Source organism: Vibrio sp. Hep-1b-8 (assembly GCF_006124995.1).
In the GTDB taxonomy this organism is placed as follows: domain Bacteria; phylum Pseudomonadota; class Gammaproteobacteria; order Enterobacterales; family Vibrionaceae; genus Vibrio.
In genome coordinates, this window is record NZ_QEWN01000022.1 from 1 (window position 1) to 23,612 (window position 23,612).

The window sequence follows — 23,612 nt, forward strand, 5'->3', positions numbered from 1 at the left end:
TGTGTATGCTATTAACATACCCACCTTCCTCACTGCTGAAAGTACTTTACAACCCGAAGGCCTTCTTCATACACGCGGCATGGCTGCATCAGGCTTGCGCCCATTGTGCAATATTCCCCACTGCTGCCTCCCGTAGGAGTCTGGACCGTGTCTCAGTTCCAGTGTGGCTGATCATCCTCTCAGACCAGCTAGGGATCGTCGCCTTGGTGAGCCATTACCTCACCAACTAGCTAATCCCACCTGGGCATATCCTGACGCGAGAGGCCTAAAAGGTCCCCCTCTTTGAGACCAATTCCGAAGAACCGGGCTATTATGCGGTATTAGCCATCGTTTCCAATGGTTATCCCCCACATCAGGGCAATTTCCCAGGCATTACTCACCCGTCCGCCGCTCGACGCCGTTAACGTTCCCCGAAGGTTCAGTTAACTCGTTTCCGCTCGACTTGCATGTGTTAGGCCTGCCGCCAGCGTTCAATCTGAGCCATGATCAAACTCTTCAATTTAAGATTTTGTTCGGCTCAATGAATACTGACTTCAAAACTGATATTTATGAAAACATAAACATGTAATTTTAAAGCTATTATCGTTCCAACAGAACGATAATGAATTGACTGTGCCAAGTCCTCTAATGTTTCCAAAAGAAGTCTCGTTTGGTCACTTCGTTTCATTGAAACCTAATTTGAAACCCCTCTTTTATTTAGAGAAATTTCTAATTGGATTATCATCAACGAGTGCCCACACAGATTGATAGGTCTATATTTTTAAAGAGCTTTTGTTTTGAGGTCTTCTCAAAACGGACGGCCATTTTATCGAGATAACTTTCAGTGTCAAACACTTTTTTCGTTATTTCTTCGAAAGTTATTGATTAACTTTCACCGTCGTTATTGCCAGCGCTTATTAGCTCGGTATCCCGTGGCAACGGAGGCGCATTATAGGGAGTTTCCAAATGAGTACAAGAGCTAAATTCAAAAAAATATCGTTTTTCGCATCGTTCGCTCACATAACAAACAATAAGCCTAAAAACAGAGCAAAAGGGCCTTAAAAAAGGCCCTTTTGCAAGTACTGTAATAGCTGTAATTATTGGTGAGCAATAATCTGATCGTTGTTCACCAGCAATTTAACTGGCAGATCCGGGACAACTTTACCTGCCAAAATGGCTTTCGCCAGCGGGTTCTCAACACTTTGCTGAATAGCTCGTTTGAGTGGTCTTGCGCCATATACTGGGTCAAACCCAACTTGAGCAATAAGTTCCAACGCTTTGTCTGAGACTTCTAGCGAATAACCTTTCTCTTCCATTCGTTTAGATAAACGCGCTAATTGAATAGAAGCAATCGCTTTAATGTGGTCTTGACCCAATGGGTGGAACACCACACTTTCATCAACTCGGTTTAGGAACTCTGGGCGGAAGTGTTTGCTCACTACATCCATTACTTGCTGTTTCATACCCTGATAATCGACCGTTCCAAAGTTTTCTTGGATTCGAGTCGAACCTAGGTTAGAGGTCATGATCACCACAGTATTGCGAAAATCGACCGTTCTACCCTGCCCATCAGTTAAACGCCCATCATCAAGCACTTGCAGCAAGATGTTAAAGACATCAGGATGCGCCTTTTCAACTTCATCCAACAAGATTACTGAATACGGTTTGCGACGAACCGCTTCTGTCAAATAACCACCTTCTTCGTAACCGACGTAACCTGGAGGCGCACCTACCAACCTTGCTACTGAGTGTTTTTCCATAAATTCAGACATGTCGATACGAACCATCGCATCTTCACTATCGAACATGAATTTAGCCAGTGTCTTACATAGCTCGGTTTTACCTACCCCTGTTGGGCCTAAGAATAGGAATGAGCCAATTGGCTGGTTTGGATCCGACAAGCCTGCACGGCTACGGCGAATGGCATTGGAGACTACCTCTACCGCTTCCGTCTGACCAATGACGCTCTTATGCAGTACATCTTCCATGCGTAGCAGTTTTTCTTTTTCTGCTTCCAGCATTTTCGATACCGGTATCCCCGTCTGCTTAGACAGAACATCGGCAATTTCATTGTCTGTGACCTTATTACGCAGTAGGGTCATTTCCTGCATTTCAGCTTGAGTCGCAAGATCTAGCTGTTTTTCTAGTTCAGGGATACGCCCATATTGCAACTCAGACATTCGGTTAAGATCACCAGCTCGACGGGCAAACTCCATATCCATGCGTGCTTGTTCTAGTGCTGACTTAATATGCTGTGTTCCCGACAGAGCCGCTTTTTCTGCGTTCCAGACTTCTTCCAGTTCCGCAAAATCTCTTTCTTTATCCGCTAACTCTTCGTTTAAGATAGTTAGTCGTTTTTCACTGGCATCATCATGTTCATTAATCAAAGCCTGTTGCTCGATTTTGAGCTGAATGATTTTACGCTCTAATTTATCTAAAGATTCCGGTTTAGAGTCGATTTGCATACGGATGCTGGAAGCCGCTTCGTCAATCAAGTCGATGGCTTTATCGGGTAGCTGACGATCTGATACGTAGCGATGCGATAAACTCGCCGCAGCAACAATCGCTGGGTCGGTAATTTCAACGTGGTGATGAAGTTCATAACGCTCTTTAAGTCCTCGCAAGATCGCCACGGTATCTTCAACACTTGGCTCATCAACGATGACTTTTTGGAATCGACGCTCCAACGCTGGGTCTTTCTCTATGTATTGTCGGTACTCGTCAAGTGTCGTCGCACCAACGCAATGCAACTCACCTCTCGCTAATGCAGGCTTAAGCATGTTGCCTGCATCCATAGAGCCTTCTCCCTTGCCGGCACCAACCATCGTATGAATTTCGTCGATAAAGAGAATAATGTTGCCCTCTTCTTTAGACAGTTCATTGAGAACCGATTTCAGACGCTCTTCAAACTCACCACGATACTTAGCACCTGCCACCAGCGCTCCCATATCGAGCGAGAGCACGCGACGACCGCGCAAGCCTTCGGGTACTTCGTTATTAACGATACGCTGCGCTAAACCTTCAACAATCGCTGTTTTACCAACCCCCGGCTCACCAATTATGACAGGGTTGTTTTTGGTACGACGCTGCAAAACTTGAATGGTGCGGCGAATTTCGTCATCGCGGCCAATCACTGGATCGAGTTTCCCTTGTTCAGCACGCTCTGTCAGATCAATGGTGAATTTTTCCAGTGCTTGGCGAAGCTCTTCCGCATTCGGATCATTCACTTTCTGTCCACCTCGAACCTGATCGATGGCGTCAGATACTTTAGTTTCAGTTAAGCCTAGCTCTTTCAGTAGTGAGCCCAACTGGCCTCGGTCTTCCAATGCCGCTAATAGAAAAATCTCTGATGAGATGTAGGCATCTTGACGCTTCTGAGCCACTTTGTCGCACAGGTTAAACATGGTTCCCATAGCGCTAGAGAGCTGCACATCGCCACCAATACCACTCACTTTCGGTAAACGGTCAAGGATCTCACTCAATTTCGAGCGCAAATGTGTAATGTCTACATTTAGCATGGTGAGCAAGGGACGAATAGGACTGCCATTCTGATCCATTAATGCCACCATCAGGTGCACTGGTTCAATGTATTGATGATCGCGGCCCAATGCCAACGATTGAGCGTCAGATATGGCGATTTGGAATTTGCTTGTGAATCTGTCAAGACGCATATCTACCTTCCTATCTCAACTGAAAAAAAATAACTAATCAGTATGAAAGATGGATACGCCAATAGAGTTTTTCAAGGGGAGGAATAGAGTTTACGGTAGGAAATAAAGCGATTATTTTTCTATCCAGATAAAGGTCGCTTGTCTGCCTGTGATGCCATCTCGGCGGTAGGAATAGAATCGTTCAGAGTCAGAGTAAGTACATAAATTACTATAAAAGATTTGCTCAACACCGACTCGACGCAGTCGTTGGGTAACAAGTAGGTTCATATCCGCTAGCCATTTCCCCTGTTGAATTCGGGGTTCAAAGGCATCAATGGCTCGTGGTTCAATACAAGTAAATGCCTCTACGACATCTTGACCAACCTCAAATGCACGCGGTCCAATGGCAGGACCAATCCACGCCATAACCTCACCCTCAAACTTTTCGACAGCATTTTCGATAATGCCGTGCGCTAGTCCTCGCCATCCGGCATGAACCGCGGCGACTTGAGTGCCTGACACGTTGGTCAGTAGTACTGGTAAGCAGTCAGCTGTCATTACCGAGCAGACGACGCCTTGGTGCTCAGTAAACGCTCCGTCAGCATCCAGTACTTCATTGGTTGGAGCATCTAAGTTAACCACCACTGTTGAGTGGGTCTGATTCAGCCATACTGGCGCAGAAGGCATAGACGCTTTCTGCGCCAACCAATGACGATTTTTCTCAACGATCGCATAATCATCACCAACATGAGTCCCAAGGTTAAGTCCTTGATAAGCGCCAACAGAAAAAACTTCTCCTCGAGTAGAAGAAAACGCTTTTATATGTTTCGCAGCTGGCCAGTTGGGGATGATCATCTCCATGATTAGATCTCGTCGCCTAAACCATGTTCACGAACGTCTTGTCGCAGAGCTTCTGCCATGGCAACCATGTCATCTGGTACAGGCGCATGGAATTCGACTTCTTCGCCTGTAATTGGATGTTCAAACTTTAGCATCACAGCGTGAAGCGCTTGACGGTCGAATGAACGAATCATTGTCGCCAACTCTTCTGTCGCGCCCGCCGGAATACGCGCACGTCCACCATAGGCAGTATCACCTAACAGAGGGTGCTGTAGGTATGACATGTGCACACGAATCTGGTGCGTACGACCAGTTTCAAGACGTAGACGGATACGGGTATGTTCGCGGTAGTGTTCTGCCACTCGGTAATGCGTTACGGCGGGTTTGCCCATTGGGCTTACTGCCATTAGAGTGCGCTTCGTGGAATGACGACCAATAGGTTGTTCAACTCGCCCACCTGCGGTCATTCGACCAATAGCAATCGCTTCATACTCACGAGTAAAGTGACGCTTTTTCTGCAAAGCACGAACTAATCGTGTCTGTGCCGGAACTGTTTTTGCTACAACCATCAAGCCCGTTGTGTCTTTATCTAGACGGTGAACGATACCTGCACGAGGTACTTCGGCAATATTTGGGTAATGATGGAGTAAAGCATTCAGCACTGTACCATCTGGCGTGCCTGCTCCTGGGTGAACAACAAAACCACGTGGTTTATTGATCACTAGAATGTCATCGTCTTCATAAACGATGTCTAATGGAATATCTTGCGCTTCCCAACGCTGCTCATCTTCAAGTTCCGCTTGCAGAATAATCTCTTCACCGCCCATCACTTTGGTACGAGGCTTGGTGACGACTTCACCATTCACCTGAACTTTCCCGTCTAATAGCCACTCTTTGAGGCGTGAACGAGAGAAATCAGCGAATAATTCCGCAATAGCCTGGTCTAGGCGCTGCCCTAGTTGGCTATCTTTTACTGTGTTTGTTAACTCAATCTGCTGGGCCATATCGAACTTTTTTAAAAACTGTGAGACTAATTGTCACTACTGTGGAAAAATGTACTATTGGACATTGTATCTGTTACGGAATAGAAAGTAACGGAAGCAACAGAAATATTTATCTCAAGGAATCGAATCCTGACATGAAAAAGCATACTTTATCTGGCTTGTTGGCATTATCAGTACTGGTAGGCTGCTCTAGCAGCGAAGAGGTTGTTCCAGATGTGCCACCATCTGAGCTTTACTCAGAAGCACAGGTTTCGCTTCAAAGTGGTAACTGGCTTACTGCCATTGATAAGCTTGAAGCACTCGACTCTCGTTACCCATTTGGTGCTTACTCAGAACAGGTTCAGCTAGACCTAATTTATGCGTACTACAAAAATGATGACCTAGCATTAGGTCTCGCGACGATTGAACGCTTTACACGCTTAAACCCAACTCACGAAAAATTGGATTGGGTTCTTTACATGCGTGGCTTGACACACATGGCACAAGACCGCAACTTTATGCATGACTTGCTTAACACTGATCGTAGCGATCGTGATCCTGAGCCTGTGAAAAAAGCCTTTGCTGACTTTAAGAAACTGCTTGAGCGCTACCCAGATAGCCCTTACGCAGAAGACTCACAAAAACGCATGTATGCGCTAAAAAATCGTCTTGCTCAATATGATTTAGCAACGGCCGACTTTTATCTACACCGTGAGGCTTGGATTGCCGCGATTAACCGCACCCAAGAATTGCAAAAAACCTATCCAGATACTGAAGCCGCTCGCAAATCACTTGAGATTCAATTGGAAGCCTACAAGCAACTAGGACTTGAAGATGCGATCAAAAGAACTGAGCAACTGATTGAGCTTAACCCTCAGTAAGCGTCTATTAAATAAAGCAAAAAAACCTCCGACATGGAGGTTTTTTTATTGGCGAACTTTGCGCATGTTGAACTAAAGAACTACATTTTATTCAGTGTATTGTTGAGGTGTTGCATGCTACGAACCGTTGCTATTATTTCTTTACTGTGCTTTTTCAAGGACCGATATTTCAATGACGACAATATCCTTCCTGATGATCAGGTCTACTTTACATTAGCCGCGTACAATGCAGGGCCAGCCAATATTAGGAAAATGCGACGACTCGCTGAACAGAATGGTTATGACCCGAACAAATGGTTTCGCAACGTAGAAATTATGGCTCGAAGAAATATCGGCAGAGAGCCCGTTCACTACGTATCCAATATCAATCGCTACTTTGTCATCTACAAACAGCTCAAATCTCTAAAGCAGCTGAGGGAGCATCAAGCGGCACAAGCCCAATTAGTGACCATTGAATAGAGCTCAAGAGTTATTTGAAGTTAGTTAGAGAAATAAAGCTGAAGAAAATCTGGGATTTAATTCACAAATGCTAGGTGGCTAAATGATAGGCAAAGACTTTTATTAGGTCGAACAACGTCCCTAAAAAGCATTGAATTTTTAGCACGTTACCCTTACCAATCTAATCGGTTTTTCATCTAGCACAAGCTTTTTCATACTAAAATTCACGTACTCTTTGAGTTGGATCACGTTTAGTTTTAAGCACGAAAAACACCTACCAATAAGCGAACTAGATCACATTATTTTATCTTTGGATAAGTAATCTGGAGTTAACCCATGAGGGATTAAACAGAGGAAAACATCTATGAAAGTAAATATCACTGGTAAAAATATCGACATCACCTCTGCAATCCGCACTCATATTGAGAGCAAGTTTAAGAAGTTAGAAAAGTGGCAAGTAGACATCATCGGTTGTCAGGCGACCTTCAGCGAGGAGCCAAATAAACAGAAGAAATTTGAAGCTGTTATCACCGTGCCTAAAGGACAACTAGTTGCTTCCGCTACTCACGAAGATTTATATGCTGCCGTTAATGAGGTAGAACAAAAGTTAGAACGCCAGCTAAACAAACTGCGCCACAAACCTGAAGCGCGCCGTACCGATAAGCCAGAGCTTGAAGAAGAAACGGAATAAAATCGAATTTTGTACCAGCAATTAAAAATAGCGCCTAGGGGCGCTATTTTTTTGTTGACGCTCCATACTCCGTTGCTTATTGTGTTTAAAGATTCACAACAAAGTAAATTGTTATGCACCAACTCACTCTGTTCTTTTTTGACTTCTTTTTTCTCCATTAAACTTGGGGGCTCTCGCGTTTTCGAAAGATAAGTCAAAAACGAACAGAAAGCCTCCCACGGGAGGCTTTTTTTTATGAGGAATACTAGGATGACTGACCAAAAATACTCACTTGAAGAAATACGACTGCGTTTAAACGAACTGGATGATCAGCTGCTAAGACTGTTATCTGAACGTCGTAAAATGAGTATAGAGGTCGCGAAAAGTAAAGTGCAGACCTCAAAACCTGTGCGAGATGCCGATCGAGAACAACAGCTATTAGTTAAGTTGATCAATAACGGACAGGATAAGTACCAACTTGATGCTCAGTACATCACCAAATTATTCCACACCATCATCGAAGACTCTGTTTTACTACAGCAATCATACCTGCAAAATTTGGCCAACCCAGAGCTGAGCCGCAAGCCTCTAGCTCGTGTTGCTTTCCTCGGTTCAAAGGGCTCATACTCACATCTCGCCAGTCGAGAGTACTTCAGTCGCAAGAACACAGAACTCATCGAACTGAACTGTGAACACTTCAAGCAAGTCACTAATACTGTTGAGTCAGGTCATGCAGACTTTGGTGTACTTCCTATCGAAAACACCAGTTCAGGTTCAATTAACGAAGTATATGACCTACTGCAACACACTACTCTATACATTGTCGGCGAGCTAACGCTGCCTATCGAGCATTGCTTAGTAGCGAACTCCGATCTACGTCTTGAAGAGATCAAAACGCTCTACTCACACCCGCAACCACATGCACAGTGCAGTGAGTTCTTGAGTAAACTCGAAGGCGTTAAGCTTGAATCTTGTGCCAGCACCGCCGACGCAATGAGAAAAGTAAAGGAACTAAACCGCAATGATGTCGCAGCGATTGGCAATGCGTCTAGCGGTAAGCTGTACGGTCTACAGCCTATCCAAAGTAACATCGCCAACCAGACAGAAAACCATACTCGCTTTATTGTCGTTGCTCGTAAGCCTGTCGAGGTATCTGCGCAAATCCCTGCGAAGACCACTTTAATCATGTCAACGTCACAAGAAGCGGGCTCACTGGTTGAAACACTGTTGATACTGCAACGTTACGGCATCAATATGACTAAACTGGAATCACGTCCAATCATGGGTAATCCGTGGGAAGAGATGTTCTACGTCGATCTCGAAGCTCATTTAGACTCTCAACAAATGCAGCATGCGTTGAATGAATTGACTAAGATCACTAAACATCTGAAAGTGTTGGGGTGTTACCCAAGCGAAAATGTGAAGCCCACTCAGGTTAAATTACAATAATTAGTCTACGTAGCTCAAAGAAATCTTATCTAACAGCTGACACTTTTCACTAATATTCTTAGTATCTAACATTTAGTTGCATATTAGTGTTGTATCAGCTCTATTCAGCTGATCGTAAGTACTCTTTTAAGGTATCGCCCAGTCAACATGAGAACTTCGTTGTTATCCCTAGTGTTTCTGATCAGTTCTTCAGTTTGCGCTTCTTCATTAAGCGTTTACATGTGGGAAGACTCTCTCTCACCAACCGTACGGAACAATTGGGAAGCCCTGTCAGGTGTGCCACTACATCTCTCTCATTTCGATAATGATGACGAGCGTAGTCTATTGATGATGAAAAGTTTCCAGCTACCATTTGATGTCGTGGTACTTGACAATGTGTCGGCACAAATTTACGGAAGAATTGGCGCTTTTGAAGAGTTAACCCAGCTAAAAAACAGAACGAATAATGCAGAGAGTTGGAACCAAGCGTGTGGTGACTACGCCGTTCCTTACTTCTGGGGTTCGGTAGGCATCGCTTACCGCAAAGACCGCATCTCTTTACCACCAAAAACTTGGCAAGGGTTTGTGACTCCTCCACCAGAGCTAGTGGGTAAAATCGGGATGATCAATGACAGTACTGAAACGTTCTTACCCGTTCTTTATAGCCTAAACATGTCACCGACAACCGCTAACCCTGCTGAGTTGCAAGAAGCCTACCCTAAACTGCTCGTTTTCAATCGAGCCGTTCACACCTACGAATATGTTCTCAGCCATATCAGAAGCCAATCAGACGATGCCCCTTTAGAAATGGCCTTAGCGTACAGTGGCGATCAGCACTCGTTGAACCGCTATCTTGGTCAAAATCTATGGGAATACGTCATCCCTGAAGGGGAGATGTTTATTTGGGTAGACTGTCTGGCGGTAAGCAGCCACTCTGAGAACAAAGCACAAGCAGTGGAATTTTTAGAGTATTTAATGACGCCAGATGTCGCCGCAACAAATGCAATCGATATAAAAGCTGCGACTCCGAATATTAAAGCAACGGAGCTCTTACCCGACTGGTACCTAAACGATACAACATTATTTCCACCAGCCAACCGGTTAGAGCATGCTCTTATAGATAGCGAACTCTCGGCAGAAAACATCAGTCTAAGAGCAAAGATAATTAATAGGTTACTAAGTCAACATGAAGTTAAACACTAGAGTCCTGCTACTCGTTGCGCCCGTCATCCTATTAAGTGCGGCTATCTCTAGCTATAGCATCTATATGAATCAAAAGGACGCATTCATAAAGCGTGAAAACAGCTACTTGCAGTTTTCTATGGAGAAGCTTGCCAGCCATTTTCGTCAATCTATCTCATTGATCAATAGTTACTCGCTCACCTTAACTAAGAGCGACATTATTCGCCGTTACTTCGGTCAGCCGGATAATCCTTATCGCGAGATGAGAATGATTGAAAACCTGCAAGACACCATAAAGAGCCTGCAACCCAATCAAGAAGATGACATTGCTGTTGCCATTATAGATGGTCAACAGAATGTTCGTTTTTATGCGGACAATCAGAGTGATCCTTTTGCCAAGCTCGATGAGAACGTCTTAAAGTATGTGCAGCATTTCTATCAAAACACTGGTGACAATTCTCACACTGGTTTCGCCAAAGGTTATCAAGGTCAAAGTATCCTGATTCGCTATGATGTGCTTGATGCTCATACTCTTAGCTCACCCTTGAGTTACAACAAGGATCAAGTTTTCTTTGTTGTTGTGTCTCTTTCATTGAGCAAGTTTGATCAGCTCAAAAGTAGTCTGGAATTCGACAACGACAGCAGTATTTTCTTTTCTTCGCAGCCAATGACCAAGTCCGGATTAACGCAATCTATTGAGCTTAAAACAGGGCTGTACGCAACGTTAGATCCCGCACAATATCTAATAACAGAAAAGCTCGCTAAAGTTGAACAGCGTTTGCAGCTCTCCTTTGGCGCCTCTTCCGCGGCCACGGTGCTAATCCTACTGTTCTTACTTTACCGTCACGTCATCAGTCCGATCACCCACCTTGATCGTCAACTGAGAGAGGTCGAACTGCGTCAACGGGTTAATATCGAGAAACTCACTAGTAAAAATGAAATTGGTCGCCTTTCTGTTCGTTTCTACGATATGTATAAAGAACTCAATTCAAGCTACCAAAAAACCAAAGCGATGGCTGAAAATGACCATTTGACTCAGCTTGCCAATCGCTACCAATTCCAAGTGTATGTTGAGCGCACACTGGCAAACAAACATCGCTATACTCACGCTTGGATTCTGTACATCGATTTGGACAATTTTAAATACGTCAACGATAAATATGGCCACCATATAGGGGACTCATTGCTGGTCAATTTTGCCGAGCACATTCGCACACTTAGCCAAAGTAAACAGCAACACCATGGCATTGAATGCATGGCATCTCGTCTATCTGGTGATGAATTTGCCATTTTCATCGCCGCCGGCCACGACGGTCAATATGCTGATCACATCGCACAAGCGGTATTAGAACCGATTCAGAATTATGCGGATCCTAAACTAGGTCGCTTCCCGATTACCGCCAGTATCGGTATCGCTTCATACCCAGATGACGGTATGGTGCTTGCAAAACTACTTTCAAACGCCGATACGGCGATGTATCAAGCCAAGCGAGCAGGTAAAAACCAAATCGCTCACTATTCGAAGGAGCTTGATGATATTGTCCAACGTCGAACTCAGGTAGAACGAGCGCTGCGCAACGGTGACTTAGACAATGAATTCACGTTGCTCTACCAACCTTACTATGATCGCCTAGGTGAAAAGATAAAAGGTGTCGAGGCTTTATTACGCTGGGATTCTCCGAAACTCGGCAAGGTGACACCAACTGAATTTATCCCAATTTCTGAACAGATTGGGTTATTTGGCATGATAGACCGTTGGGTTATAAAACAAGCTTTCAAAGATTTTTCCAAATTGCAGGCTTGCTTTGACGAGCCGATCCAGCTATCAGTCAACCTTTCTTCTGCGGAGCTTGATTCACTACAGTTAGCGAACGACATTGAAGAGCTGATGTCCTTGTATCCGATTCAGGCTGATTTGATTGATTTTGAAATCACAGAAACATTTGCATCCGATTCACAAAGCTATAGCTTGCTCTATGCTTTGACGCAGATGGGCTTTAAGTTGACGATTGATGACTTTGGTTCCGGCTACAGTTCTATTACTCAGCTAGTCGAATACCCTGTACAGAAAATTAAGTTTGACCGCGAGTTTTTGGAAACCTTAGTCAAAACCGATAATCAACAAGTTGTGAAACCACTGGTTGATCTTTGTCATTCTCAATCTATGATGGTGACCGCGGAAGGGATTGAATCACCAGAGATGCACCGCTGGTTAGCAGACAATAAATGCGACTATATGCAAGGCTACTATCTCTCTGCTCCTCTGCCATTATCCCAGTTACAGTTTGCTCAAACTCAATCCAAAGGAAATCGAGATGTCGAAAAAGAAGGTGATTGTAGCATCGCTTAATCCTGCCAAAATCAATGCGGTTAAAAGTGCCTTCGAAGCCACTTTTCCAACTGAGAAGCTTGATTTTGTCGGTACAAGTGTTCCAAGCGAAGTCGCAGACCAACCGATGAGCAATGAAGAAACGTATACCGGTGCCATAAACCGAGTCCGCAACGCCAAACAAGTTGTCCCTGATGCCGATTATTATGTTGGTTTAGAGGCGGGTATCGAAAGTAATGTCACGTTTGCCTGGATGGTCATTGAATCGGCGACTCACCGTGGCGAGTCGCGCTCTGCCAGTTTGATGTTGCCACCATTGGTTATAGAGAAGCTCAAAAACGCGAATGAATTGGGCGATGTGATGGACGAGGTATTCGCGACTGAAAATATTAAGCAAAAAGGGGGGGCAATCAGCTTACTTACTCATAATCTGCTGACCCGCAGCTCCGTATATCATCAAGCGCTGATTCTCGCCTTGATTCCTTTTGCCAATCCTGACCACTTTCCAGCGAATCTGTAAAAAATAAGGATGCAAATGCATCCTTATTTTTTATTCAGCAACTGAGCAATCGCCTGTTTTTCATCAGGACTTTTTGATTTTAGTTCATTGGAGCCACGTGTGATGGTTGCAATGCCAACACCCAGCATCTGGCTTATCTGTCGCTGTGACAACTCCCCTTTCAGTAACTCACGGAAGATGTTGACTCTCGCCACTAAAGCCTCTCTCTCATCAGGAGTCAGTAGCATGGTTAGTAACATTTCATGCTGTTGAGATTGAGTGCTTTGGTCAATCAGGTCTAAGATCTGCTGCCACTCTTTGTATTCTGGTTCCAATGACATTTGATAAGGTGCTCGCTAATATTTCGCGTTCAGCTCATGCTGATTCAAGAACGCCCCATCCACTCCTAAGACTTCGCGATAATAAGTTTCAAACATTAAAATGTTCTGCACATATCCACGTGTCTCATTGAATGGTATCGCCTCGATAAATGCATAAGCGTCTAGTTTTCCCTGGGTCTGACTTCGCCAGGTTTTCACTCGATGAGGTCCTGCATTATACGCGGCTAACGCAAAAATTCGATTGTTATCGTACTGTTTTAGCAGTCCATCAAGATAATGGCTGCCAATTTCGATGTTCTTACCCACTTGGTACAAATCATCTTTGCCCTGATACGTCAGCTTATACTTTCTCGCCGTGTACTTAGCGGTTGAGGGCATAATCTGCATAATTCCACGAGCACCAACGGGGGATTTTGCTTCGATATCCATCGCACTCTCTTGGCGAGCCAGAGACATCAATGTTATTGGGTCGATGCTGTGTTTATCTGCATAGAAATCAAACCACCAGCGATGAGCGACTGGGAATCGAATCTGCAAATTATCCCACATTTGTGCTTTGATGCTCGCTGCAACGGTTAAATGGTGCCAGCCTTTGAAAGAAGCAAATGCAGCCAACATCTCTTGCTGTTTTTTATCTGCTCGTTCAAGTAGCCAACGCCACTCACTTTTCGCTGCGGTAATCTTATCGCGATCAATCAGTTCTTCTATTCTTATCAGCTCGGTAGAAAACCCTTTAAGCAGACTCTTATCGAGTGAAATTTCTGAGGTTGGATACTCGACCGAACGCTTAAGCTCTTTCGCAGCAGCCACGCTGTAAAAGTTACGCTGACCAATTAATCTCTCTAAGCGCTGATGGCCTTGAGCTTTCTGACCTGACTCTATCTCACTGCGCCCTAACCAATACTGCCAACGGAGAGTTTCCTGAGAAGGCTGAGGTAACTTGTGAATCCATTTATCAACACTTGGCCAATCTGCCATTTGGATAGCGAGCCGTACACGACGCTCTATCAATGTGACGTTTGATGACTTTACTATCTGCTTATCACGCCATTTAGCTAATGATGAAGAGTCCGTATTAATGAGTCGAAACGAGATGTAGTCCGCCAATGATTGCTGAGTATCCTCCGTCAGCTTTTGTCCTTGAGCCACCAAGCTGAACTGCTGCTGAGCTTGTTCGACATCTTTACGGGCAAGTTTCTTCAGAGCCAGTTCAGCCAGTTTCTGATTAACAGGCGTTACCTGCTGTTTTTTTGCAAACGCTCCGACTCGTTCGGGGTTCCCAAATAGATCCTGCATCTGTTCCGCTTGGCCTGTCGCCTGCGACGACTTGACCTGTTTCTTCAGGTAGCTCATCAAGGTACCATTGCGTGCTTCAAAAGCGAGAAGCATGCGCTCAACGACCATTTGATCACTTTTCAGCCCGGCTTTGTCCCATGCCTCAAACAAAGGATCACAAGCATCCGCAATACTGTGCCCAGATAACCAGAGTTTTTCTGCCCCCTCGAATGCTATCTTTTCATTTCCTTGTTGAGCATGTGCATTGTAATAATGGCATTGATACGTTTCGCCACGAGGCTCACTCGTTTGGAACGCTAATATGGTCTTCCAATCACCTTTTTTTGCCAATTCATCCAGATACGGGGCTCGAATCCGAGCTGAAAAAGGGAAACTGTGATGCTGTTGGATAAATGACTCAACCTCCGTTGGCGAGCGCTGTGCAATGTCAACGAGAAAGGTACGGTAATCGATGTAAGGCGTCAGCGGGTAGTCAGCGATTTGTGGACGAATTTTAAGATACTGAGCGACTTGCTTGGCATCTAAAAACTCTTGAGCTTGGTCATACAAATCTCTTTGCTGTTTTAAATCAGCAGCCACCACAGATGTGGCAAAGGTTGCGCTGCATATCATCGAAGAAACAAGAGCTAGCGATGAAGAGATGCGATGCAGCGACTTTCGGAAAGTCTGCGTCATAAAGGCTCGTCCTAGAGAATAGAAAGCTATGATGTTCCTTATTAAGACTCATTGTAATCAGACCTGTAAAGCGCGGAGATGTAAATAATAATAAATTCACATAACTGTGACATTTGGCTTGCTTTAAGTGAAGCAGTGCGCGTTAAATCACCAATAAATGACACCGACAGCGAAGCACACCGTTTATCTAGTAACAAACTGCTCGCTCTTAGTATAAAATAACCATTTCCGTGAATTGACTATTTAGGAACGATCGGCAATGGCTGAATACGTATATACCATGTCGCGCGTGAGCAAAATTGTGCCACCAAAGCGACAAATTCTTAAAGACATCTCTCTAAGCTTCTTCCCAGGCGCAAAAATTGGTGTTTTGGGTCTAAACGGTGCGGGTAAATCAACCCTACTGCGCATCATGGCTGGCATTGATACAGATATCGATGGTGAAGCACGCCCACAACCAGGCCTAAATGTTGGCTACCTTCCTCAAGAACCTGTACTGGATGAGTCGAAGACTGTTCGTGAAATCGTTGAAGAAGCGGTTTCTGATGTAGCCGGTGCAATGAAGCGTCTTGACGAAGTATACGCTGCGTACGCGGAGCCAGATGCCGACTTTGATGCGCTAGCAAAAGAGCAAGGTGAACTTGAAGCACTGATTCAAGCAAAAGACGGTCACAATCTAGATAACGCGCTAGAACGTGCTGCGGATGCACTGCGTCTGCCTGAGTGGGATCAAAAGATCCAACACTTATCCGGTGGTGAGCGCCGTCGCGTAGCGATCTGTCGCCTACTGTTATCAAACCCAGATATGCTTCTTCTTGACGAACCAACTAACCACTTGGATGCAGAATCTGTCGCGTGGCTAGAACGCTTCCTAGTTGATTATTCAGGCACTGTTGTGGCAATCACCCACGACCGTTACTTCCTAGATAACGCTGCTGGTTGGATTCTAGAGCTAGACCGTGGTGAAGGTATTCCATGGCAAGGTAACTACACTTCTTGGCTAGAGCAGAAAGATGCTCGTCTACAACAAGAAGCTTCACAAGAAAAAGCTCGTCAAAAGACGATTGAGAAAGAACTTGAGTGGGTACGTCAAAACCCGAAAGGTCGTCAGTCAAAATCTAAAGCACGTATGGCTCGCTTTGAGGAACTACAAAGCGGTGATCGTCAGAAGCGCAACGAGACTAACGAACTATTCATCCCGCCAGGCGAGCGCCTAGGTGACAAAGTTATTGAAGTGAATAACCTGACTAAGTCATTTGACGGCCGAGTACTGATTGATGACCTTTCATTCAGCATCCCTAAAGGTGCGATCGTTGGTATTATCGGTGCTAACGGTGCCGGTAAATCGACGCTGTTCAAGATGCTAAGTGGCACTGAACAACCAGATTCAGGCACGATTGAAATGGGTGAAACGGTTAAACTTGCTTCTGTTGACCAGTTCCGTGACTCAATGGATGACTCGAAAACCGTTTACCAAGAGATTTCTGAAGGCGCGGATATCATCAAAATCAACCACTTCGAAATTCCTGCACGTGCCTACTGCTCTCGCTTTAACTTCAAAGGTTCAGACCAACAGAAGATCATCGGTGAGTTATCAGGCGGTGAGCGCAACCGTGTTCACTTGGCTAAGCTTCTCAAAGCTGGCGGTAACGTGCTGCTACTCGATGAGCCAACCAACGACCTTGACGTTGAAACGCTACGTGCACTGGAAGAAGCTCTACTTGAGTTCCCTGGCTGTGCAATGGTTATCTCGCACGACCGTTGGTTCCTAGACCGTATCGCGACTCATATCATTGACTACCGCGACGAAGGTCAGGTTAACTTCTACGAAGGTAACTATACTGAGTATATGGATTGGTTGAAGAAAACCCTTGGTCCAGAAGCTGCGGAACCGCATCGAATCAAATACAAGCGTATTGCTAAATAATGTGATACAGCTTGAAATTTGTGCAAAGGCCGCTAATATAGCGGCCTTTATTATATAGCTCACAATACGGATAATTGTCCGTGTTGCGATCGCGAAGAATGCGAACAAGCGCGTATAGTGGCCACTTTAATTTTGATACTCTTACGAGTTGCAATTAAGAGAGAAAGTTATGATCGAACGCCGTCGTTTTTCGCGTATTGTTTACCAAGCTCAAGCAGTACTGACACAAGAGTCCGTTGAGGTGATCGCCCTTGTCAGCGATCTTTCGCTACACGGTTTATTGCTTACCAGTGACCAATCGGATTTACTCGATGTAGGTAAACAAGTTGATGTTGAATTTTCGCTTCCAGGAAGTGATGTTACGATCCAACTTGTAGGGAATATTGTTGGCCTTAATAACAATGTGATTCGTCTGAGTATTGATCACATTGATATTGAAAGTATCGGGCATTTGAAGCGGTTGGTCGAACTAAACGTAGGTGATGATGAGCTCTTACATCGAGACATCGAACACTTATCTGATTTAGGTGAGTACACCTAGCCTAACTAGCTTATGTCAAAAAAAATTACTATTTCTATCCCTGACTCCTCAGGGGTACAACACTTCTATATCTCAAGAAAAAACTTCGTTGTTTCCTCTATGCTACTGATCGGTACGCTAGGTTCTGGTGGGGTTTATTTCTGGCAACAACAGCAGAAAACGCAACAAAACTACAATGCTCTGCTCGATCAACTCAGCTCAGTAGAACAGGCTAAAAACGAACTCGAGATGCTCTACGAAGAGCAAGTGGACACCACCCATTCACTGTCTCAGGAGTTGGAAGATAAGCGTAACCAGATTCAAGTTCTCGGTAAACGTGTCTTTGACGTAGAGTCTGTATTGGGACTCGCTGATGAAACACTCAGCGATGAACAGAATCTTGAAGACCGACTTGATGCCGCAGCGGTTGACTCAGCAGTACGTGCGACCATGTTCCGTATGATCCCGAACGATTCGCCGCTCAACTACCAGCGCATATCTTCTCCATATGGCAGACGTACGAACCCAATTACCGGCAAACGTCATACTCATACGGGCATCGACCTGACATGTAAACGCGGTGAAGAGATTTATGCTCCTGCGGATGGTGTTGTAGAAACCGTGCGCCCGAGTTCAAAAGGATTTGGTAACTTTCTCACCGTTCGACACTCGTTTGGTTTTATGAGCTCCTATGCTCACCTCGCCAAGTTTAAAGTTCGCAGTGGTCAGTTTGTAAGTAAAGGGGATCTGATCGCCACTTGTGGTAACTCGGGTAATTCAACAGGGCCTCACTTGCATTACGAAGTACGCTTTTTAGGACGAGCACTCAACCCGCAATACACCATGGATTGGACGCCAGAGAACTTTAACTATCTTTTCGAAAACGAGAACGGAGTCAAATGGGCTCCACTGGTAAAAATCATCGATGAAACAGTGCGCTTACAGGTCAATCTGACCAATACACCGTATAGTGATAACTCGGTGAGCACGGTGAAAAACGAACAGGCTTCACAAGCAGAACCTGTGGTGATTCAATAATAGCGATCAAAAAGAGCGACGTTCAGTCGCTCTTTTTGCATCCCTAACTCTATCCTCTGTGGATGGAGTCATTGGCTTGCTTCAACAAATTTTGGCTCTCTTCAAGGAACTGCTGCGAGTAGTCACCGAACCAGTCACTGACTTTGTCAAAACTCTCAACAAATGCCTGTTTGTCCTTGCCATCAAGAATCTCCAAGGCTTCACCAAAACAACGGTGAAAACGCTTGATCATGTCGATATTCTCTTGAGAAGAGAGAATGATGTCACCGTACAAATTAGGATCTTGACCGAATAGTCGCCCAACCATAGCGAGCTCTAAGCGATAAATAGGTGAACTCAGCTTGAGTAGCTTATCGATATTGGGGTTTTCACAGCTAAGGTGAAGACCGTATGCAAATGAAGTGAAGTGGCGTAGTGCCTGAATCAAGGTCATACCATGATCATGCTCACTCGCATCAATCTGACATAAGCTCGCACCCCAAATAGAAAACTGTTGCAGCAACCATTGGTAGCTCTCTTCGCCTCGGCCATCACAGTAAACAATCACCTGCTTAGCCAAACTTGGAACATCAGGACCAAACATTGGATGCAGACCAACCACCGGCCCTTGGTGCACGTTAAGCATCGCTTGCAGTGGCTTAGACTTAATCGAGGTTAAATCACACAATATACAATCTTTAGGTAACTGACCCAGTTTCTCAATCACACCTTCGGTAAGATGAATTGGAACCGTCACCACAACCATCCCAGCATTCTCAAGCATTTCATCAGCTCGATCCCAGTCTTTGCTCCCAAGCACTTTAACGTCGTAACCAGAAAGCTTAAACATACGACCAAACAAGCCTCCAAGCTGACCGTGACCGCCGACAATCACCACAGAGCGAAGCTCAGGATTAAGGCATTTGAAACCAGAATCTTTCTCACTGGCATAAGATTCACGCATTGTGCGGCGAAGAATATCTTCAATGAGTTGAGGGGGCACACCTTTCTTCTCTGCTTCTTGACGACGTGAAGCCAGCATTGCCGCTTCACGATCTGGGGCATAGATAGGTAAGCCGTGTTTACTTTTCACTTCACCGACTTTCTCGACTAACGCAAGTCGCTGGGCTAACAAATCCAAAATCTGTTTATCTACTGCGTCAATCTGATCACGCAACTCATTCAATTCAACGGCCATTGATGTTCCTTGTGCTCTTCTACATTAGCCTTTCAAACGATTCTCTAGGAAAGGGACTAGCTCTTCATGTGCATGGCGTAATAGTGCCTCAGTTGTATCCCAATTGATACAAGCGTCGGTGATAGAAACACCATATTGCATCTCACTTAACGGAATATCAGATGACTGATTGCCCTCGTTAATATGACTTTCGATCATTAGGCCAATAATCGATTTGTTCCCTTCACGGATTTGGTGGATCACATCTTCTGCAACCAAAGGTTGACGACGGAAATCTTTACGTGAGTTGGCGTGACTGCAATCTACCATCAGCGAAGCTTCCAAACCATGCTTGGCCATATCCTGCTCACACTCAGTCACAGAAACTGAATCGTAATTGGTCTGCTTACCACCGCGCAGGATCACATGACCATTTGGGTTGCCTTGAGTCGTCAGTAAAGCAACCTGACCTTCACGGTTAATACCCATAAAGCGGTGGCTTGAAGAAGCAGCTTGCATCGCGTTAATTGCCGTTGCTAAGCTACCATCTGTACCATTTTTAAAACCAATTGGCATGGAAAGACCACTCGCCATTTCACGGTGAGTTTGCGATTCAGTGGTGCGAGCACCAATCGCAGCCCAGCTGAAGGTATCTGCTAGGTATTGTGGGCTGATTGGATCCAGAGCTTCAGTGGCTAATGGAATATTCATTTCAGCCAGGTCGACAAGTAGCTCACGACCAACATGAAGACCGTGCTCAATATCAAAAGAGCCATCTAGATGTGGGTCATTGATCAAACCTTTCCAGCCAACCGTTGTACGTGGTTTTTCGAAGTAAACACGCATAACAATATACAGTTGGTCACTCAGTTGTTCTGAAAGTGCTTTAAGACGCTTAGCGTATTCCTTCGCAGCATCGATATCGTGGATTGAACATGGCCCGCATACAACAAGCAGACGGTGATCTTTCTTGTGGATGATATTCGCGATGGTTTGACGTGATTCTTGGATAGCACGACGAGCTTTGTCACTAAGAGGTAATTTTGCCTTGAGCTCTTCTGGCGTAATCAGAACCTGTTCATCACTAATATTGATATTGCTCAATTCACTTTTTTGCATAACCTAAACCTGTATATTTATTTTTACACCAAGATTCATCCGTATCACTTGGTCTTGAATAAACATAAAATAACAGCCCAAATTTAGATTGCAACATGTAAACTAAAAAAAACACCAATGTAAATTTAAATTTACATATGAGGTTTTAGCTGGTTTTAGCGAAGAATGATGAGATAAGCATGTTTTCTCTGCGGTTTGTTATCTAGAATAAGGGATAAATCCACACCTAATTTTATTGCTATGGATCTGATTCTTTCCCTACTACAGCAGATGTGTGTCTATTTAGTGCTGGCTTACATGCTTAGTAAGACCCCTATATTTCTGCCATTGCTGAACATATCCAACCGACTTAGCCACAAGTTGAGCGTCTACGTGCTGTTCTCTCTATTCTGTATTATGGGGACTTACTTTGGTTTACAGATCAATGATGCCATTGCCAACACCCGAGCGATAGGCGCGGTAATGGGTGGACTCTTTGGTGGGCCTATTGTTGGTTTTTTTGTCGGACTAACCGGAGGCTTACACCGCTACTCACTCGGTGGCTTCACCGACGTGGCTTGTGCAATATCAACCACTGCCGAAGGATTGATTGGTGGCTTACTGCATATCTACCTACTTCGTAAAGGAAAGTCTGAACAACTCTTTAATCCGAGTGTGGTTTTTGCCGTTACCTTAGTGGCAGAAATCGTCCAGATGCTGATCATCCTGATCGTCGCCAAACCTTTTGATCAAGCGTATAACTTGGTATCTGCTATTGCAGCTCCGATGATCATTGCTAACTCTGTCGGCGCAGCCTTATTTATGAGTATTCTGCATGACAGGAAAACCATCTTCGAAGAGTATTCAGCCACGTTTTCACGGCGTGCACTCAACATAGCTGAACGTTCAGTGGGTATCCTGGCATTAGGATTTAACAGCCAAAATGCAGAGAAAATCGCTCGAATCATCTACGAAGAAACCAACGTTGGTGCTGTTTCTATTACCGACGATGAAAAGATTCTAGCCTTTGTAGGCATCGGGGATGATCACCATAAACCTAATACCCCGATCTCTTCACAAAGCACATTAGATGCGATTCAACAAAATGACATTATCTACCTCGACGGTAAGGAAAAGCCTTATCAGTGTTCTTTGTCGTCTGAATGCAAGCTTGGTTCGGCACTGATTATTCCCTTACGTGCGGGAGAACGAGTGATTGGAACAATCAAGTTGTACGAACCCAAGCGAAAACTGTTTTCTACCATCAATATGTCGATGGCTGAAGGGATTGCCCAATTACTCTCAAGCCAAATTCTATTTGGTGACTACCAGCAGAAACAAACCTTGTTATCTCAAGCGGAAATCAAACTACTCCATGCTCAAGTCAACCCGCATTTCTTGTTCAATGCTCTAAATACTATCAGTGCAGTTATTCGCCGAGACCCCGCGAAAGCAAGAGAGCTTATTCAGCATCTTTCTCATTTCTTCCGTAGCAATCTCAAGCAAGATATCGAAACCGTCACCCTCAAAGAAGAGCTTGCCCATGTGAACGCCTACCTGACCATCGAAAAGGCGCGTTTTACCGACAGGCTTGAAGTAACGATAGACATCGAAGAAAGTTTACTCAGTCGCAAAGTGCCAACATTTACCCTTCAGCCACTAGTAGAAAACGCCATCAAGCATGGGATATCAAATCTGCTATTCGGAGGCGTTGTTCGCGTCTACAGTCAGGTCGAGCAAGAGGGTTATCGTATCGTTGTTGAAGATAACGCGGGCAGTTACTCTCCCCCTGCTGATGACCATCTAGGATTAGGTATGCAAATCGTAGACAAACGTCTCACGAATAAATTTGGTCGTGCTTCGGCTCTCACTATTGAAGTAGAACCGGACAGACTTACGCGAATGAGCTTTATCATTCCCAACGAACACTCTCATTAAGGAACACCATGCTTTCAGCATTAGTCATAGATGACGAACTCTTTGCTCGCGAAGAACTGACAGAGTTGTTAGAAGAAACTGGGCATATTCAAGTTATCGAACAAGCCAGCAACGCAATCGAAGGATTAAAAAAAATCAATCAGCTTAAACCTGACGTGGTGTTTCTCGATATCCAAATGCCACAAATAACGGGAATTGAGCTGCTGGCGATGCTCGACCCCGAAACGATGCCAAAAGTCGTGTTTGTTACGGCTTATGATGAGTTTGCCGTTCAGGCATTTGAGGATAATGCCTTTGACTATCTGTTGAAGCCAGTTGATACCCAAAGGCTTACTAAGACAGTTAACCGACTACTGAAAACACAACGAGTCAATAAGGAGCAAATTGCCGCTATCGCTCCTCCTTGTTTGGATCAGGTGCCGTGTATTGGGCTCAACAGAATCGTTATTATTCCGACTAAAGATGTCGAGTTTGCTTATAGTGACATTAGCGGTGTTCATGTTCAGACCCATGAACAGAAAGCGACGTCTCAGTTAACACTTAAAGTGTTAGAAGAGAAAACACCTCTTGTTCGCTGTCATCGACAGTTTCTCGTCAACATCAGTGCCATTAAAGAAATTAAACTACTGGAAAATGGCTTGGCCGAAATTATCACAGTCAGCAATCACCCTCTTCCAGTGAGTCGTCGTTACCTTAAAACCCTCAAGGAGAAACTCGGTTTTCACTGACTGAGCAATCAATCAA

Annotated in this window: 18 protein-coding genes, 1 rRNA gene, 1 pseudogene and 1 other annotated feature; of the genes and pseudogenes, 12 read left to right on the forward strand and 8 right to left on the reverse strand. The window is 44.7% G+C overall.

The window, feature by feature from the left end; all coding sequences use genetic code 11:
- The 4 genes from DA100_RS05945 to rluD form a co-directional block, all read right to left on the reverse strand.
- Positions 1–502: ribosomal RNA gene (locus DA100_RS05945) — 16S ribosomal RNA — on the reverse strand; the annotation flags it as partial.
- Between the two features lie 574 nt (positions 503–1,076).
- A complete protein-coding gene (clpB, locus tag DA100_RS05950) occupies positions 1,077–3,650 on the reverse strand; it encodes an ATP-dependent chaperone ClpB (protein WP_138971354.1) in 2,574 nt (857 codons plus the stop codon).
- A 111-nt stretch (positions 3,651–3,761) separates the two neighbouring features.
- Complete coding sequence (pgeF, locus tag DA100_RS05955; protein ID WP_138971355.1) at positions 3,762–4,490, reverse strand: peptidoglycan editing factor PgeF; 729 nt, start codon at positions 4,488–4,490, stop codon at positions 3,762–3,764.
- A gap of 2 nt (positions 4,491–4,492) precedes the next feature.
- Positions 4,493–5,473 carry a 23S rRNA pseudouridine(1911/1915/1917) synthase RluD gene (gene rluD / locus DA100_RS05960; protein WP_138971356.1) on the reverse strand — a complete coding sequence of 327 codons (981 nt, stop codon included), beginning with the start codon at positions 5,471–5,473 and terminating at the stop codon, positions 4,493–4,495.
- A 134-nt stretch (positions 5,474–5,607) separates the two neighbouring features.
- Here rluD and DA100_RS05965 point away from each other — a divergent pair, with 134 nt between their 5' ends.
- From DA100_RS05965 to yjjX, 7 genes and pseudogenes are all read left to right on the forward strand, one after another.
- On the forward strand, positions 5,608–6,333 hold the full coding sequence (locus DA100_RS05965) for an outer membrane protein assembly factor BamD (RefSeq protein WP_138971357.1): 726 nt from the start codon (positions 5,608–5,610) through the stop codon (positions 6,331–6,333).
- Between the two features lie 156 nt (positions 6,334–6,489).
- Positions 6,490–6,792, forward strand: a pseudogene (locus DA100_RS05970) (lytic transglycosylase F); the annotation flags it as partial.
- Positions 6,793–7,135: 343 nt separating this feature from the next.
- The gene (gene raiA / locus DA100_RS05975) at positions 7,136–7,462 is read left to right on the forward strand and encodes a ribosome-associated translation inhibitor RaiA (protein ID WP_138971358.1); all 327 of its coding nucleotides are present in this window, start codon (positions 7,136–7,138) and stop codon (positions 7,460–7,462) included.
- Positions 7,463–7,577: 115 nt separating this feature from the next.
- Positions 7,578–7,697 (forward strand) — a sequence feature (Phe leader region).
- A 14-nt stretch (positions 7,698–7,711) separates the two neighbouring features.
- Positions 7,712–8,890, forward strand: a complete 1,179-nt coding sequence (gene pheA / locus DA100_RS05980; protein WP_138971359.1) for a prephenate dehydratase — start codon at positions 7,712–7,714, stop codon at positions 8,888–8,890.
- Between the two features lie 147 nt (positions 8,891–9,037).
- Entirely contained in the window at positions 9,038–10,072 is a 1,035-nt protein-coding gene (locus DA100_RS05985; protein WP_138971360.1) for a spermidine/putrescine ABC transporter substrate-binding protein, read from the forward strand.
- A complete protein-coding gene (locus DA100_RS05990) occupies positions 10,056–12,401 on the forward strand; it encodes an EAL domain-containing protein (protein WP_138971361.1) in 2,346 nt (781 codons plus the stop codon). The genes DA100_RS05985 and DA100_RS05990 overlap by 17 nt, the downstream gene beginning before the upstream one ends.
- On the forward strand, positions 12,367–12,900 hold the full coding sequence (yjjX, locus tag DA100_RS05995; protein ID WP_138971362.1) for an inosine/xanthosine triphosphatase: 534 nt from the start codon (positions 12,367–12,369) through the stop codon (positions 12,898–12,900). The genes DA100_RS05990 and yjjX overlap by 35 nt, the downstream gene beginning before the upstream one ends.
- 23 nt (positions 12,901–12,923) lie before the next feature.
- On the opposite strand, the gene trpR is transcribed toward yjjX, so the two are convergent.
- A complete protein-coding gene (gene trpR, locus DA100_RS06000; RefSeq protein WP_138971363.1) occupies positions 12,924–13,220 on the reverse strand; it encodes a trp operon repressor in 297 nt (98 codons plus the stop codon).
- A 15-nt stretch (positions 13,221–13,235) separates the two neighbouring features.
- Positions 13,236–15,191: a murein transglycosylase gene (gene sltY, locus DA100_RS06005; RefSeq protein ID WP_138971364.1), complete on the reverse strand. Its 1,956-nt coding sequence runs from the start codon at positions 15,189–15,191 to the stop codon at positions 13,236–13,238.
- A 259-nt stretch (positions 15,192–15,450) separates the two neighbouring features.
- On the opposite strand from sltY, the gene ettA reads away from it, so the two are divergent.
- The 3 genes from ettA (at position 15,451) to DA100_RS06020 (ending at position 18,676) form a co-directional block, all read left to right on the forward strand.
- Complete coding sequence (ettA, locus tag DA100_RS06010; RefSeq protein WP_138971365.1) at positions 15,451–17,118, forward strand: energy-dependent translational throttle protein EttA; 1,668 nt, start codon at positions 15,451–15,453, stop codon at positions 17,116–17,118.
- 169 nt (positions 17,119–17,287) lie between these two features.
- Positions 17,288–17,659, forward strand: coding sequence for a PilZ domain-containing protein (locus DA100_RS06015; RefSeq protein WP_138971366.1), 372 nt, complete (start codon positions 17,288–17,290; stop codon positions 17,657–17,659).
- A gap of 12 nt (positions 17,660–17,671) precedes the next feature.
- Positions 17,672–18,676: a peptidoglycan DD-metalloendopeptidase family protein gene (locus DA100_RS06020; RefSeq protein WP_138971367.1), complete on the forward strand. Its 1,005-nt coding sequence runs from the start codon at positions 17,672–17,674 to the stop codon at positions 18,674–18,676.
- A 49-nt stretch (positions 18,677–18,725) separates the two neighbouring features.
- Here the strand turns inward: DA100_RS06020 and tyrA are convergent, their stop codons facing one another.
- Both tyrA and DA100_RS06030 read right to left on the reverse strand, forming a co-directional pair.
- Positions 18,726–19,853 (reverse strand): bifunctional chorismate mutase/prephenate dehydrogenase, encoded by a 1,128-nt coding sequence (gene tyrA, locus DA100_RS06025; protein ID WP_138971368.1) that lies wholly within the window; start codon positions 19,851–19,853, stop codon positions 18,726–18,728.
- Positions 19,854–19,877: 24 nt separating this feature from the next.
- On the reverse strand, positions 19,878–20,951 hold the full coding sequence (locus DA100_RS06030) for a 3-deoxy-7-phosphoheptulonate synthase (RefSeq protein WP_138971369.1): 1,074 nt from the start codon (positions 20,949–20,951) through the stop codon (positions 19,878–19,880).
- Positions 20,952–21,191: 240 nt separating this feature from the next.
- Between DA100_RS06030 and DA100_RS06035 the strand changes: the two genes are divergently transcribed.
- Positions 21,192–22,868, forward strand: coding sequence for a sensor histidine kinase (locus DA100_RS06035; protein WP_138971370.1), 1,677 nt, complete (start codon positions 21,192–21,194; stop codon positions 22,866–22,868).
- Positions 22,869–22,876: 8 nt separating this feature from the next.
- Positions 22,877–23,596: a two-component system response regulator BtsR gene (gene btsR / locus DA100_RS06040; protein ID WP_138971371.1), complete on the forward strand. Its 720-nt coding sequence runs from the start codon at positions 22,877–22,879 to the stop codon at positions 23,594–23,596.
- Positions 23,597–23,612 lie beyond the last annotated feature (16 nt).

Excerpts from the sequence above, each read along its gene's own strand:
- btsR (WP_138971371.1), top strand. The coding sequence starts at position 22,877 with ATGCTTTCAGCATTAGTCATAGATGACGAACTCTTTGCTCGCGAAGAA.
- sltY (WP_138971364.1), bottom strand. The coding sequence starts at position 15,191 with ATGACGCAGACTTTCCGAAAGTCGCTGCATCGCATCTCTTCATCGCTA.
- tyrA (WP_138971368.1), bottom strand. The coding sequence starts at position 19,853 with ATGGCCGTTGAATTGAATGAGTTGCGTGATCAGATTGACGCAGTAGAT.
- DA100_RS06020 (WP_138971367.1), top strand. The coding sequence starts at position 17,672 with ATGTCAAAAAAAATTACTATTTCTATCCCTGACTCCTCAGGGGTACAA.
- DA100_RS06030 (WP_138971369.1), bottom strand. The coding sequence starts at position 20,951 with ATGCAAAAAAGTGAATTGAGCAATATCAATATTAGTGATGAACAGGTT.
- clpB (WP_138971354.1), bottom strand. The coding sequence starts at position 3,650 with ATGCGTCTTGACAGATTCACAAGCAAATTCCAAATCGCCATATCTGAC.
- DA100_RS06035 (WP_138971370.1), top strand. The coding sequence starts at position 21,192 with ATGGATCTGATTCTTTCCCTACTACAGCAGATGTGTGTCTATTTAGTG.
- DA100_RS06015 (WP_138971366.1), top strand. The coding sequence starts at position 17,288 with ATGATCGAACGCCGTCGTTTTTCGCGTATTGTTTACCAAGCTCAAGCA.
- yjjX (WP_138971362.1), top strand. The coding sequence starts at position 12,367 with ATGTCGAAAAAGAAGGTGATTGTAGCATCGCTTAATCCTGCCAAAATC.
- pheA (WP_138971359.1), top strand. The coding sequence starts at position 7,712 with ATGACTGACCAAAAATACTCACTTGAAGAAATACGACTGCGTTTAAAC.
- rluD (WP_138971356.1), bottom strand. The coding sequence starts at position 5,473 with ATGGCCCAGCAGATTGAGTTAACAAACACAGTAAAAGATAGCCAACTA.
- DA100_RS05985 (WP_138971360.1), top strand. The coding sequence starts at position 9,038 with ATGAGAACTTCGTTGTTATCCCTAGTGTTTCTGATCAGTTCTTCAGTT.
- DA100_RS05965 (WP_138971357.1), top strand. The coding sequence starts at position 5,608 with ATGAAAAAGCATACTTTATCTGGCTTGTTGGCATTATCAGTACTGGTA.
- ettA (WP_138971365.1), top strand. The coding sequence starts at position 15,451 with ATGGCTGAATACGTATATACCATGTCGCGCGTGAGCAAAATTGTGCCA.
- DA100_RS05990 (WP_138971361.1), top strand. The coding sequence starts at position 10,056 with ATGAAGTTAAACACTAGAGTCCTGCTACTCGTTGCGCCCGTCATCCTA.
- trpR (WP_138971363.1), bottom strand. The coding sequence starts at position 13,220 with ATGTCATTGGAACCAGAATACAAAGAGTGGCAGCAGATCTTAGACCTG.
- raiA (WP_138971358.1), top strand. The coding sequence starts at position 7,136 with ATGAAAGTAAATATCACTGGTAAAAATATCGACATCACCTCTGCAATC.
- pgeF (WP_138971355.1), bottom strand. The coding sequence starts at position 4,490 with ATGGAGATGATCATCCCCAACTGGCCAGCTGCGAAACATATAAAAGCG.